We start from the raw sequence: 14,446 nt of genomic DNA on the forward strand, positions 1-14,446 counted from the left end.
TCATGAGGGAAACTGCCGCATTCTCAGGTAGATCGTACTTTATAGACGTAGTCGGGTTGAACGGATTGGGAAAGTTTGCGTGAAGTTGAAACTGATCCGGAAGCAAATCACCGTTCTCAACAGTCAAGCCGGTTGCATCAATAGTCAACTGATAAGGACCATTGCCTGACCAAACATTAGAAACTCCGTCAGAGGCCCAAATATTCCAGGTTCCCGTCACAACAGAGACCCCGGCCTGATCCATGTAGTACTTAACATGATGATATGGTATGGACCATGTATTTGAGGTCATATTGCTTGAAATGAGAAAGAAATCAGCCAAATCGCCGGTCACCTCATGCTGATACATCATAGAAGACCCTTCAATGTCAACGGCTTCGCTCCATGCGAAAAGAATGGAGTCCTCCCAGGCATTCTCAGAAGTAATCTCTATTGTCATTCCATCGGGAGGAAACATTAGGCTGAATGGCTGAGGGGCGAAATCGTTTTGGTAAATTGATAAACTTCCTTTGGCACCGTCTTCGGTTCCACTTGATTGTTGAGGAACATAAACATATCCCCCACTCACTTCAACCGATCTTACGGGATAATCTAAACCACCACCTAAATCCTCATTTCTTTTTGTACTTGGAATTCTGCCGACATGAACGGGAGCCGTATGATGAGTTACATCTATTATGTCTATTCCTTTGTCCCACCAATCATCATTACCACCTGTAGCTATATAAACATAATTACCAACTTTTTCAATTTCCCCATTCCAGGACTCAAACCATTGGTCGTGGCCCGGGTAAAGAGTTGCAACTTTCGTGATATTTGATACGTCTGAGATATCATAAATCCTGAAGTCACCGCAACTCGTAGTGTAAAGAAAGGAACCGGCAATCTCCATTTTATCGGCATAACCAATGTTAAACGTTGCCACCTGAGCATAAGGCGAAGATGCGCTATGTACTCTTAGAACATTTGCATCCTCGCAGCCGTCAGTATCTTGACCACCACCCCAATCAAGGATGTATACATAGGAATCACTGGCATGAATATCTGTAAACCAAGGTGACCAATCATCATCATCATCTAGATCACCCAATTCCACATCCTTTATTATTGAAGGTAAAGTCGGAACCGTAACGTCAATGATACGAAATCCATCTTGCATATCATCCCACCCTGTTGGTATGTAAAGATTATTTCCGTGTAAGGCCATTTTCTCTCCAAAACAGCATTTTGTGGCTGCTATTCCACCACTTGCATTCCGAGCCCACGTAGCACCGCTTATGGTACCATTATTGGAGTTTCCGCTTTCATCGGTAACTGTTGAGCCTGAACCTTCATCCAGCTCCCAGTACCCAACAACCTTGGCAGTTTGAACAGTTGTGGCAGCTCTTCCTGAGCCGGAATAATAGAGATTAGAAACTTCATTTGCCGTAAGTGCTTGACTCCAGATAGCAATTTCTTTCAAAGAGCCATCAAAAAAGGGTACGGCTCCAATATAAAGGTTGTCTGAACTGTTATCAATCGTCCTAGCCCTGTAGCTAGTTTCTACCGTAGCCTTTACACCATCTACATATATTGCCGCATTACCTGATTCCCCTGAACCCGAATAGTCCCAAGTCGCAACGATATGATGCCATTTACCATCATTAACTGTTAATCCTGTACCAGGGATATATTCATTATCATAGCCCACAAACCAAGGATAACCGGCACTCTCCATATAGAGCGCTTTTTCACCAGATTCCCAAACACCATCTGCATCCCCTTTGACAAGTATAGATTGTTCCTTAGTTGAAGTTGTTTTGACCCATGCCTGAATGGAAAAGTCAGCGGTAGTGAAGTTGGTGGTTGAAATAACGCCCAAATCCACATAATCGTCAGTACCGTCGAAATCGAGATGGTAAGATCCAACACCTGTGGTGATTTTATCATCCTCCACATTATAGAAATTAGGGCCGTAGTTATCATTGGTAATCAAGACATTACCTTTCACAACCATATCAAATAAGTACGAGTCATTTGCGTCGGCCGGTCTTGTAAATGCCAGTTCTTTTGGATTTTTTGGGTTCGATATGTCAATAATCCTGAGATATCGATCCTTGGTGCCATCGAAATAGGCATCACCCCCGGCATAAAGTCTGTTACCACTTATTTCCATATCTTGCATGAAAATATTGGGCATACTGTTAACCATGGGAAGTGTGGATACTAAAGTCGGTTTGGCCGGGACTTCACCTTCATAATTGAGGGTTGCTTTATGTCTGACAAAATAATCTTTGATCTGATCGTCATCCAGGAAGTCCAAAGCAAGGCTCAGAACCCAATACTCTCCCTCGATGCACTGTTCCCAACTTTCCCACCAATCTTCTTCCCAATCCTCACAGGGCATTATATCACCGCCCAGTGTGAGAATACTGTTGGCTACCGAGTAGGGAATCTCAATTTTTTCATATGTTAAATATTCTTCTTCAGCTTCTTCATCCCATTCCCACACTTTCATTGTGAGAATTAGAGTATCTCCCTTGGTGGTCCATACGTAGTCAGTTGTGTCGATCCACTCCCAATCATCCTCCGGATAGGTGTATTGCCAGATCTCTCTTCCGAGATGGTCTTTTTGGAATTCCATGAAGTGCGTTTCATTTTCATCTTCAAACAAATCAGATAAGGACGGTAATGGTAAAGGAATCCCCGGCGGCAGTGTTGTTTTTCCATAACTCAGGTTACCGGAAAATGAATATTCCAGAGTGTTGCCTTCATAATCCTCGCCGGAAATAGAAAGATCACCAATGGAGATTTCTATAGGTGCCGGGAAGGAAAATTCCACCCAATAATCCTCATAGTCAATACTCTCAAGTTGACCCGTAACAACAGAATCCTCAATGCCCAGGAATTCAAGGTTAACTTCGTCCTCAACAGAAACCATTTCAAAATCAGCTGAATAATCAACAAAACCGGTCATGAAGGTTCCGGTCAGAGACGCATCAGTCATCCCTGAGGATTTCTTTATTGCAATTCCCGCCGATGCAAATTCATCATTGGCTTCAGCAAGAACAATAAATTCATCATTAGCACTGACATACCCTATCTCTTCGTCACCATCAATAGTTAGAACACCCTCGGCGGATACAGAATAAGTTCCCGTTTCAGTCTCGTCTCCTTCAGAGACAGTATAGTTTCCATTTCCATCAAATGCCACTTCAGCCCCAGAAAAATGATAATAGTAACTTTCATCTTCTTCATCCCATTCCATATCTAGACCATTAAACATATAGGTCCCATCAAGGCTGGCTGCAGATTTTTCTGATCCTTCCTTAATTGTAAAACCCACAAAGGAGTTTTCAGAATCGGATCCGGAGGTTATGACTCCAAAGGTTCCGTCACTGGTAATATAGCCCACAGTACCATCATCAAATGTAAGAACACCATCCTCACTGACACTGTAGGTGCCGGTCGTTGGTGTCGTAGCATCGGCCGTCTGCATTATATAGGTCCCCACACCATCAAAAATAACGCCGAATAATTCAACATATGCCTCACCTTCATCATAAATGTCCTGATTTATGGTCGCACCAACATAGGTGCCCGCAACGGAGGCAGCGGTGGTTCCGGTGGCCGTCTTCATCCCTATGGCTAATACACTCTCTTTATCATCACCAAATGCAATAACGAGCAGATCTCCACTGGGATTAACAATGCCTGACACTTCACCCTCAAGGGAAAATACCCCATCATCGGCGACTGAGTAAGTTTCAGTTTCTGGATTTGTAGGATCCTCCGGTTCAACGATGGTCATCGAACCAGCTCCATCGAATGTGAGGCTCAAAAGTCCCATATTGAAGGTAAAGGCATCTTCCGGTATACTTCCGGCGCCAAAAGGGATCCAAATTCCTTCATCTTCGTCACTTCCCCATTCATATACAAAGAGCGAACCTGACGTGGGATGTTTCAAGTTGACACTTGTCATGTAATCAACGTATTCATCAAATGACTCAGTGGATGGGTCAAAGTAATTGAAAACCACATCGTAGACTATGCTTCCATCTGGGATTTCCTGAAACCAACCATAATTGGATACTGCGACCTGTGCATAATTCAAAAAGGTACCGCCCAGCATGTAGGTCATCTGTACCGATCCTTCACCCGTCACACCTATAGAACCTAAACCGGATTTATAGCCAATAAATTGCTCCAGATCAGGAATGGTCACAGCTGATTCCAGAGTGACATATGCACCCTCTTCTACTTTTGATTGCTTCCAGCGTCCGTAGAGATCTTCGTTCATCTGAAACAGTGATCTGGTATCTGAGGGTGGTTGAGTTGATCGCATCATGGGACCTATCCCCTCTTTTTCCAAGAGTCCACGGTCTCTACCATTTATTGACCTAAGTAGATTTCTGTAGTCACCTTTGGAGATTTTGTTTCGCTTGGTCGACATTTTGGCCGTTCTTTCAAAGCCTTTGATCTTTTCATGATACTGAAACCTTTCTGATAGTTTCTTTTTGTGAGAAAGGTCCAATACCTTGGCCTTATTGAAAACGGGTGATTTGTCTGTGGCGAAAGTGAAAGATAAGAAAATGATGGGAATGATAAGTCTTTTCATGAAATCAAGCTCTCCGTTTTGGTCAAACTATGTTTCAGTGCAATAGGGGCTGTCGAACATACAACTATCAGATATTCTGAGAAAAGATAAACATAAAATCAGAAAATTGTTGTGAGTTTTATCACAAATATGAGATGGAATAATATTATTTTGCAAATCTTGTAATGGGAAATCCCCCATCCTTCACTTATTTTTGACACACTTACGCTTTCAAAATATTCTATTAAGGGGATTATTGTTGTGAGATCAAGATCAGTCATATTTTTTTTCCTGTTTTTTCTATTTGGATGTTCTTCACAGTCAGAGAAAACAAATGATTCCAGTGGCCCATACGGCTATGAGTTGGTAAGTGACGTTATGGTCTCCATGAGGGATGGTGTTAAACTGGCAACAGACCTCTATTTCCCTACAGAGAACGGAAAACGCCTATCAGGAAAACTTCCTGCTATTATGGTCCGGACTCCATACAGCAAGTCACGTGGTTACCCACCAAGTGTATCAGCGGTCTACTTCGCCTCACATGGTTACGTTGCGATGTATCAGGATACTCGTGGCCGCTATAACTCCGAAGGTATCTGGCACATGCTTGACGATGATGGTGTGGACGGATACGATGCCGCCGAGTGGCTCGTGGAACAGCCTTGGTCTAATGGGAAGTTCGGGATGTACGGCACCTCCTACGTGGGCGGGACTCAGCATGCCGTGGCATTAGAGAATTCTCCCGGTCTTACCACCATTATACCGGTGGATGCCATGTCAAATCTTGGTTACTACAGTATGCGCTACGACGGTGCGTACGAACTGCGGTTCTGGAACTGGATCCACTGGGCTGGACAAGGTGGCGGAAGGCAGAGTCGGGATCCGGCAGTCAAGCAGATGCTTGCGGATTTCATTGAAGTTGACAACAGGAGAAAATACCTCAAACTATTCCCCGTTCGTGAAGGGACCACTCCCCTGAAGTTCATGCCTGAATATGAAGAGTGGCTTGTGAACGCTATGAAAGAGGGCGGCAACACAGCTTTCTGGAAGCAGAATAATGTCCGTGATTACACAGAGAATTATAAAGATATCCCAGTTTATCTTGTCGGTGGTTGGTATGATTCCTGGGGCGTAAACACCACAGAGAATTACATGGCTCTCAGTAAAACCATCAAAGGTCCTGTTTATATGATTATGGGTCCATGGATTCACGGACAGCAGGGAAATTACAGCCACGGTCAGGTAAGTTTTGGTAATGATGCTGCCATTCCTGACCTATTAGCCTGGCGCATGGAATGGTATGATCATTGGATCAAAGATGAAAAGACGGCCGTTGGAAATGAGGATCCATTCAAAACGAATGTACGGATATTTGTCATGGGTACAGGAGACGGTCACATGACTGAAGATAGTCTCCTTACTCATGGCGGTTACTGGAGAAATGAGAATGAATGGCCTTTGGAGAGAACCCAGTACACTCCCTACTATTTCCACGCCAACGGTTCAGTCTCTGCTGAAAAACCAGCTCAAAGGATCTCCTCCACTGATTTTGTTTCTGACCCGGACAATCCTGTACCCTCTATAGGAGGAAATACATCATCGGGCGGTGGTATTCTCCTACAAGGCGCATGGGATCAGAAAGGGGGCGATCATGTCTGGAACTGGCCCCTCCCCATTCCCCTTTCAGCCCGTAATGATGTTCTAGTGTTTCAGACAGAACCATTACAGGAAAATGTGGAAGTGACGGGAGAAATTCGCGTCAAATTTTGGGCAACTTCATCCTCTTTGGACACAGATTTTACAGCCAAGCTTGTTGATGTTTACCCTCCAAGCGCAGATTATCCTGGTGGTTTTGATATGAATATAGGGGATGGAATCATGCGGGCTAGATACAGAGACTCAAGAACGGAAGAAAATTTGATGAATCCCGGAGAAGTTTACGAAATGGAAATTCGGTTATACCCCACTTCAAACGTCTTCAAAAAAGGCCACCGCATCCGTGTGGATTTATCCGGAAGTAATTTTCCCAGGTTTGATGTGAACCCCAACACAGGTGAGCCTTTAAACGATAATCGCCGGACAATGAAAGCAGTGAATACTATCTATCATGATAGAAATCGCCCTTCCCACATACTTCTTCCGGTTATTCCTGCTGGATCTTAATCCACATTTTCGCCGCTAAACAGGTAACATTTTGAATTGGTTAGCTGAAAAATGGATCTTCCTAATAATGTTTGGTGTGTATACCATCGTTCTGATTCGTCACGCCATTGAGGGTAACAAGAAAACCAAAAATGTCACGGACTATTTCATCGGTGGACGATCCCTTGGCGGTATAACCATAGGTCTTTCCTTTTTTGCCACCTATTCCAGCACCAACAGTTTTATCGGTTTTTCCGGCCAGGCTTACACCTACGGTATCGGATGGTTACTGGTAGCACCGTGTGCTGTCATTTTCTCTTTGATGGCGTGGCTGATCGTAGCTCCCAAGCTTAGACGCTTCACTGAACATCTCGATTCTATAACAGTCCCTGATTTCATCGGTTTACGATTTGGTAGTGACAGCGCCCGCCTTATTGCGGCTGTTATCGTTATTTTCTCCAGTTTTCTTTATATGACGGCGGTATTCAAGGGTGCAGGGAACCTCCTTCAATCCTTTCTGGATATGTCATACGAACTGGCAATATTTCTAGTGCTCATCATAGTTATGCTTTACACAGCTGTTGGTGGTTTTATTTCTGTTGCTAGAACGGATGCAATTCAAGGAATCATCATGTGCGTCGCTGCCGTTGTTCTTTTCTTGGGTGCCTCCTCCTCTTCAGGTGGCGTGAGAACCTTATTTGATCTTGATATAACTGAGGCTGGTGAAAATCTACTTTCATGGAATACTGCCATGCCTTTTACCGTTCTCCTGGGCGTCATGATGGCGTCTACCATGAAATTCATGGTAGAGCCAAGGCAGCTGTCCAGGTTCTATGCAATCAGCGATAAAAAAAATATCGCCATCGGGCGTGTTGTATCAACAGCTGCATTTTTAGTAGTTTATACCCTCCTTGTTCCTATTGGTCTTTATGCACATAGAATTATAAAAAGTCCTTTGGCTGATTCCGATATGGTGGTTCCCACATTGCTGACAAATACGGCAGTCTTCAGTCCACTACTCAGTTCATTTTTGGTACTAGCAATGGTGGCGGCCGCAATGTCCTCGCTAGACAGCGTTCTGCTTGTAATGGCGTCTACATTTCATAGAGATATCATTTCCCTTAAGAAATCTGAAGAATCAAAAGAGCTGAATATCAGTGCCACAAGGATATACGTAATTACAGGTGCAATAATAACTGCACTTATTGCCCTTCGTCCCCCCGGTGGTATTGTTTTCCTTACATCATTTTCAGGAAGTTTATATGCGGCGTGTTTTTTACCTGCTATACTGCTAGGTCTCCACTGGCGTCGTGGCAACAGCCTGGCTGTCTGTTCATCCATGGTTACAGGAGCTTTTGTGCTGTTTCTTTGGCCCTATCTACCCTATAGTGAATCAATTCACAAAGTTTTCCCTGCAATGCTTCTCTCTACAGTGCTGTACCTCTTTTTTACACAAACCAGGGAGAATACAGCAGATGAGCGCGTAGAAGCTCTTTTCTCACAGACTTCTCTGTAAATTGATTGTAAATGTACCTCATTGATCAAGCCGAAAATTTTGGTCATCAGGTTGCGCTTGAATGCGATGAACGCTCTATTAACTACGGTCCGCTATTGGATCAAGCTCAATCTCTGGCGGCTGATTTAATAAAAGACCAAGATGATCTCGAAAGTGCGCGGATTGTTTCCCTGCTTTCACCTTCAATTGATTACGTAGTGCTTCAATGGGCTGTTTGGCTAGCTGGAGGAGTATTTGTCCCTTTAACAGCAAAATCCTCTGATGAAGAACTAGGTTTCCTTTTTGACGATATTGAACCCACCATAATTGTAGTTGATGAGGAAGAAAAGGACAGATTGTCGGCCATAAGTAAAAGGTATGAAATAAAATCGGTAAATGACTTTAACATAGTATCACAAAATAAATTGCCCTCTGTTGATTCTCACCGGCCTTGTATGTTGCTTTATACCTCAGGAACAACAGGAAAACCTAAGGGTGTTGTGGTTACTCATTCAAATTTGGAGGCGCAAATAAAAAGTCTTCAAGAAGCGTGGGGATGGTCTCAAAAAGACAAAACAGTCTTGACACTTCCCCTCTATCATGTCCACGGGAATGTAAACATTCTCTGTTGTGCCCTCGCATCAGGCTCGAACTGCAAAATCCATTCCCGATTTGATCCGGAAGCGGTCTGGAACGAATTCAGGAACGGAGATTTAACACTGTTCATGGCCGTTCCGACCATTTACGCAAAGTTGATGGAATGGTATGATAACGTTAATTCAAATGAACAAATGAAACTTTCCAAAGCCGTTTCAAATCTCAGGCTGACTGTATCAGGATCAGCTCCCTTATCTACTTCACTCTTTGAACGTTGGCATGAGATTTCAGGTCATACAATGCTTGAAAGATATGGCATGACGGAAACCGGCATGATCCTTTCCAACCCTCTGAATGGGGCACGTCGAAAGGGGGCGGTTGGTCAACCTCTTCCTGGCGTGACTGTGAAACTTGTTGATGACAAGCTTCAGGAAGTTGCTACGGGTGAATCCGGTGAAGTATTGGTTAAAGGGAAAAATGTGTTCTCAGAATACTGGAAACGATCCAAAGAAACTGACGCATCTTTCCACCAGGGCTGGTTTCGGACAGGCGACCTGGCAGTAAATGAGGATGGTGACTACCGACTTTTAGGAAGATTGAGTCAGGATATTATCAAAACCGGTGGGCATAAAGTGTCCGCACTGGAGATTGAAGAGGTCTTGAGAGAACATCCTGACATAAAAGACGCATCGGTCGTATCCATCCACGATGATATGTGGGGAGAGATCGTCTGTGCCGCAGTGACCCCACAATCTGATTTACTTTCTGATAAACGTCTTCTTGAATGGAGTAAAGGCTATTTTATCAGTCATAAACGTCCAAGAAGAGTCTTAATCATGGAAAACTTCCCCAGGAATAGCCTCGGGAAGGTTATAAAAAGTGAGCTCAGAAAAAAGTTCGAAAGGTCTTCTGAAATGGAATCAAAGGACGATACTTAAAAGGCGATCTTTCACCAGAACTGTCTTCTTGATTTTGTTACCGTCCACATACTTCTTTACATTGTCATGCTCAAGTGCCAGTGCCAATGCCGATTCTTCATTAATGCCGGGAGTAACTTCAATCTCCGCTCGCCGCTTCCCGTTTATCTGAACTGCAATCGTTATAAGATTTTCCTTCACCAGTTCTTCGTTGTACTCCGGCCAGTTACAATAAGCCAGAGTATCATTATGTCCCAGCTTCTCCCAAAGCTCTTCGCACATATGTGGGGTAAAAGGACTCAAGAGAAGTACCAGTGATTCAACAACAGTTTTAGGATATGCGTCCAGCTCTTTTATTTCATTGACCAGGATCATCATTTGAGAGATAGCTGTATTGAAGCGAAGTGCCTCAATATCATTAGTCACCTTTTTGATGGTTTGGTGAATTAACCGGGTCAAATCTTCATCAGACTCGACGTCGCTGATTTTTGTTGAAAGATTTCCATCGTTTTCCATCAGCATGGACCAGACCCGCCTGATAAATCGGTTGCTTCCCTGAATTCCTGATGTACTCCACGGTTTTGCTTTTTCCAGAGGTCCGAGGAACATATAGAACAGGCGAAGGGAATCAGCGCCGTATTTATCGATAATCTCATCGGGATTGATGACATTTCCCCGGGATTTACTCATCTTTACGCCGTCTTCTCCTAAGATCATTCCCTGATTCACCAATTTTTTGAAAGGTTCCTTTGTAGAAACATAACCCAGGTCGTAAAGAACATGGTGCCAGAACCGAGCATATAGAAGATGAAGTACAGCATGTTCCTGACCGCCGATATACAGGTCAACAGGCATCCAGTACGACTCTTTATCTTTGTCCCAGGGTTTATCGTTATTCTGAGGATCGACAAACCTGAGGAAATACCAGCAAGACCCCGCCCATTGTGGCATGGTGTTGGTTTCTCTTTTTCCTGATTTACCATCGATTTCCACATTCACCCAGTCACCGGCATTTGACAGTGGTGGGTCTCCCGACTTCGACGGCTTATATTTCTCTACTTCTGGAAGTTCAACAGGAAGATCTTTTTCAGGTATAGCCTCCACATCACCATTGATGTGAAAAACTGGGAACGGTTCACCCCAATAGCGCTGCCGGGAGAACAACCAATCCCTCAGTTTGTATTGAATGGTAGGTTTGCCTTTTTTGTTCTCTTCAAGCCAATTGATCATTTTATGCTTTGCATCATCCATGGTCAGGCCATTGAGAAATTCACTGTTAATGGCAGGACCATCATTGAGGTATGCCTCACCCTCGAATTTATCGGGCGGCTGTACTGTCCTCACAATGGGAAGGTCAAACTTTTTAGCAAAATCCCAGTCACGCTGATCCTCGCCGGGGACGGCCATGATAGCTCCCGTCCCGTAAGTCATAAGGACGTAGTCGGATATCCAAATGGGTATATGTTCTTCATTAGCAGGGTTAACTGCAAATGAACCGAGGTAAACTCCTGTCTTTTCTTTCTCCAGTTCGGTCCTTACAAGGTCTGATTTTCTCAGAGTTTTTTCTACATAATCATGGATCTGTTTTTTCTTATTGGGAGCCGTAAGCCGTTTAACCAAAGGGTGTTCCGGAGCAAGCACCAAATAGGTTGCCCCAAAAAGTGTATCGGGCCTTGTGGTAAAAACAGTGACAGTGTCATCAATGGATGGTAGTTGAAATATAACCTCCGCCCCTTCTGAGCGTCCTATCCAGTTACGCTGAAGTTCTTTAATGCCCTCAGGCCAGTCCAACTCATTCAACCCCTTCAGCAAACTTTCGGAGTATTCGGTTATTTTCAGAATCCATTGACGCATAGGTACCCGGTAGACAGGATGACCTCCCCGCTCTGATTTTCCATCAATTACTTCTTCATTGGCCAAAACGGTGCCGAGCTCTGGACACCAATTCACTGGTACTTCAGCTTCGTAAGCAAGGTCCTTTTTGAACAACTGGAGAAATATCCACTGAGTCCACTTGTAGTATTTTGGATCAGTTGTGTCTATTTCACGGTCCCAGTCATAGGAAAGGCCGATGGCCTTAATCTGCCTTCGGAAATTATTAATATTATTAGCTGTTGTTACAGCGGGATGAGTCCCGGTTTGAAGTGCGTATTGTTCAGCAGGAAGTCCGAACGCATCCCAACCCATGGGGTGAAGAACGTTGAACCCCTTCATCCGTTTGTAGCGGGCTACCACATCCGTTGCGGTATACCCAAGAGGATGCCCTACATGAAGTCCTTGCCCTGAGGGATAAGGAAACATGTCAAGGATGTAATACTTAGGTTTTGACTTAACCTCAACAGCCTTGAAGGTTTTGTTCCCTTCCCAGTAGCGCTGCCACTTCTGCTCTATATTATGATGATCGTAACCGCTTGCCATAACAGGCGATAGTTTATAAGAAAGTCAGAATGCAGTACAACAGTTGTATTAAGAAGAGATATACTATTTGTTATCCAGTTTGCTGGCGATATATCCAGCCAAAAGTCCCATAGCGAAAGAGGGTGCCATGACATCCAGTTTTTCAAAGTAGACGCCAAACGTTGCATTAGTTGCCAGTATGAACTTGGTGATGGGGACGGTGACAAAGCCGGCGATCATGGCAGCGATGGCCCCATTTTCAGTAAAATCTTTCCAGAAAAGAGAGAGGATAATGGTGGGGCAGAATGTGGCTGCTATGCCGGACCAGCCGAAAATGACAAACCAGAAAATGGTACGGTCAGGGGAAAGTACCGATACGGCCATGGCGATTGCCAGGGCGATAAGTGCCATAACCAGTGTAACATACCTTGAAAGAGCGGTCAGTCTCCTTCCTTCCATATTTGGATGAAAAATCTGTTGATAAAAATCTCTCGTAACGGCACTGGAAGCCACAACAAGAAGTGAATCGATGGTGGACATGACAGCCGCCAGAATAACACCTATATAAAGTCCCACAAGAGCGATAGGAAGCACTGTTTCCACCAAGATGGGAAGTACGTTCTCAGCACTTATCCCGAGAATATTTTCTGGATTGTCCCCGATCCTCGTAAAAAGTACCCTACCCAGGATACCAATGAAGACAGCTGCTGAGTCTGTAAAAAGAGTGTAAAGAAGGGCAACCACCTTTCCTTTTTCTATTTCCTGTTCATCACGGATAGCAATGAATCGAACATAGACCTGAGGTGATCCCATAAAGCCGAGTCCTATGGTGGCAAGACCTATAGCTGTAGCAACATTAATCATGTTGAAACCGCCGGGGCCCCAAATATTCAAAAGATCAGGATCTATATTGCCAAGGGCAGTAAAAATACCACCTGGAAAATCGGCAACAAAAAAAGCAACAACGGGTAGAGCAACCAGGCCAAAAAACATCAGTGATCCTTGGAACAGGTCAGACCAGGCAACTGCCAAAAACCCTCCAATAAATATATAGATAAGAACGATAGTAAAACCAAGAAGAGCCCCCACGTAATAGTTTATACCGAGGAATGTTTCAAACGTCTTTCCCGTAATATCGATTTGAGCGCTTACATAAATGATCACGAATACGGAAAGCACTGTGGCCGCCACGATCCGCAACCTGTTGGTAGTCGATTGAAACCTGCTCACAAGGTAATCAGGAATAGTGATAGCTTCATATTCGTCAGCCAGCCTTTTGAATCTTTTTGCCATGAATTGCCAAGATATAAAAACACCCAATACCTCTCCAATAACCACCCAAAAGGCGCTCACTCCCATCATGGCACCCATTCCCGTCACACCCAATATAAGCCAGCCCGACTCTCCTGTTGCCCTGGCTGAAAAAGCAGCCACCCAATGCCCAAGATTTTTTCCACCTAGGTAGAAATCCTTCAAAGAAGAGATTCTCCGGGATGCCACAATGGCGATGCCAAATAGGATCGCGAAATAGAGGATCAGAACTGTGTACTTAGCAATCATCTGTCTTTCAGCTCAAGTTTTGGGAATGAACGTTTTTGGAGGTGGATTCTGTCGGGGTGGGGAGATTTGAACTCCCGACCTCGTCGTCCCGAACGACGCGCGCTAACCGGGCTGCGCTACACCCCGAATACCTGACGGACAAATTTAGAATGACTTTACGTGGAATTGCAGTTAAAAGAGATACTTGATAGCTAAAAACCCGCCGATCAACAGAACAGTAAAGACAACGGAAAGTAAATTAAAATATTTTTCTATAAACCCCTTAATGGAGTCGCCAAAAAAGTAAATAAGTGTAGCCACAGCAAAAAACCTAAACGTCCGTCCAATGGCTGAAGCAACAAAGAATTCCATAAAATCAGCCGAGACGGCGCCAGCTGTGATAGTAAAGACTTTATATGGTATGGGAGTCAGGGCTGCTGCCAGTACAGCAAAAAAGTTATAATGACGAAATGTCTCGCTAAGAGAGTTAAACTGACTCTCGTATCCGTAGAAATGTATAATGGGCCAACCCATCATTTCCATGAACTGAGAACCGATGATGTAACCTCCCACTCCACCCATTACTGAAAAAAGACTTGCGTAAGATGCATACTCAAAAGATCGTCCCGGAATAGCGACAGCCATAGCGATGAGGAGAATATCAACAGGAATGGGGAAGAATGATGATTCGGCAAAGGCCAGCGCCATTAGTGCAGGAATAGCGTAGGACGTTTCCGCCCAATGGAGGACCCAGTTATAAAGTTTTCTCAGCCAGCCAAACAT

General features: G+C 44.2%; 7 protein-coding genes and 1 tRNA gene. 3 read left to right on the top strand and 5 right to left on the bottom strand.

The features are described from left to right. Window positions 1-4,597: hypothetical protein (locus tag EYO21_02485; protein ID HIB02679.1), on the bottom strand; the 4,597-nt coding region annotated here is incomplete at its 3' end. Between the two features lie 357 nt (window positions 4,598-4,954). On the opposite strand from EYO21_02485, the gene EYO21_02490 reads away from it, so the two are divergent. The 3 genes from EYO21_02490 to EYO21_02500 are packed head-to-tail and all read left to right on the top strand — an operon-like array spanning window position 4,955 to window position 9,748. After that, window positions 4,955-6,739: a CocE/NonD family hydrolase gene (locus tag EYO21_02490; GenBank protein HIB02680.1), complete on the top strand. Its 1,785-nt coding sequence runs from the start codon at window positions 4,955-4,957 to the stop codon at window positions 6,737-6,739. Window positions 6,740-6,770: 31 nt separating this feature from the next. After that, window positions 6,771-8,234: a hypothetical protein gene (locus EYO21_02495; protein HIB02681.1), complete on the top strand. Its 1,464-nt coding sequence runs from the start codon at window positions 6,771-6,773 to the stop codon at window positions 8,232-8,234. Window positions 8,235-8,245: 11 nt separating this feature from the next. Further along, entirely contained in the window at window positions 8,246-9,748 is a 1,503-nt protein-coding gene (locus EYO21_02500; protein ID HIB02682.1) for a long-chain fatty acid--CoA ligase, read from the top strand. On the opposite strand, the gene EYO21_02505 is transcribed toward EYO21_02500, so the two are convergent. The 4 genes from EYO21_02505 to EYO21_02520 all read right to left on the bottom strand — a co-directional run bounded on the left by EYO21_02505 (window position 9,731) and on the right by EYO21_02520 (window position 14,446). Then, window positions 9,731-12,145 carry a leucine--tRNA ligase gene (locus EYO21_02505; protein HIB02683.1) on the bottom strand — a complete coding sequence of 805 codons (2,415 nt, stop codon included), beginning with the start codon at window positions 12,143-12,145 and terminating at the stop codon, window positions 9,731-9,733. The two genes, EYO21_02500 and EYO21_02505, sit on opposite strands and share 18 nt — an antisense overlap. A gap of 63 nt (window positions 12,146-12,208) precedes the next feature. Next, complete coding sequence (locus EYO21_02510) at window positions 12,209-13,684, bottom strand: sodium/proline symporter (protein ID HIB02684.1); 1,476 nt, start codon at window positions 13,682-13,684, stop codon at window positions 12,209-12,211. A gap of 51 nt (window positions 13,685-13,735) precedes the next feature. Next, window positions 13,736-13,810 (bottom strand) — tRNA-Pro (locus EYO21_02515). 45 nt (window positions 13,811-13,855) lie between these two features. Continuing rightward, window positions 13,856-14,446, bottom strand: coding sequence for a DedA family protein (locus tag EYO21_02520; protein HIB02685.1), 591 nt, complete (start codon window positions 14,444-14,446; stop codon window positions 13,856-13,858).

It is taken from the genome of Candidatus Neomarinimicrobiota bacterium (genome assembly GCA_012964825.1).
Taxonomy (GTDB): Bacteria; Fidelibacterota; Marinisomatia; order Marinisomatales; family S15-B10; genus UBA2125.

Bases quoted from the DNA above. Each gene is read 5' to 3' on its own strand.
- EYO21_02490 (HIB02680.1), top strand. From the start codon at position 4,955: ATGGTCTCCATGAGGGATGGTGTTAAACTGGCAACAGACCTCTATTTC.
- EYO21_02500 (HIB02682.1), top strand. From the start codon at position 8,246: ATGTACCTCATTGATCAAGCCGAAAATTTTGGTCATCAGGTTGCGCTT.
- EYO21_02505 (HIB02683.1), bottom strand. From the start codon at position 12,145: ATGGCAAGCGGTTACGATCATCATAATATAGAGCAGAAGTGGCAGCGC.
- EYO21_02510 (HIB02684.1), bottom strand. From the start codon at position 13,684: ATGATTGCTAAGTACACAGTTCTGATCCTCTATTTCGCGATCCTATTT.
- EYO21_02520 (HIB02685.1), bottom strand. From the start codon at position 14,446: ATGTTTGGCTGGCTGAGAAAACTTTATAACTGGGTCCTCCATTGGGCG.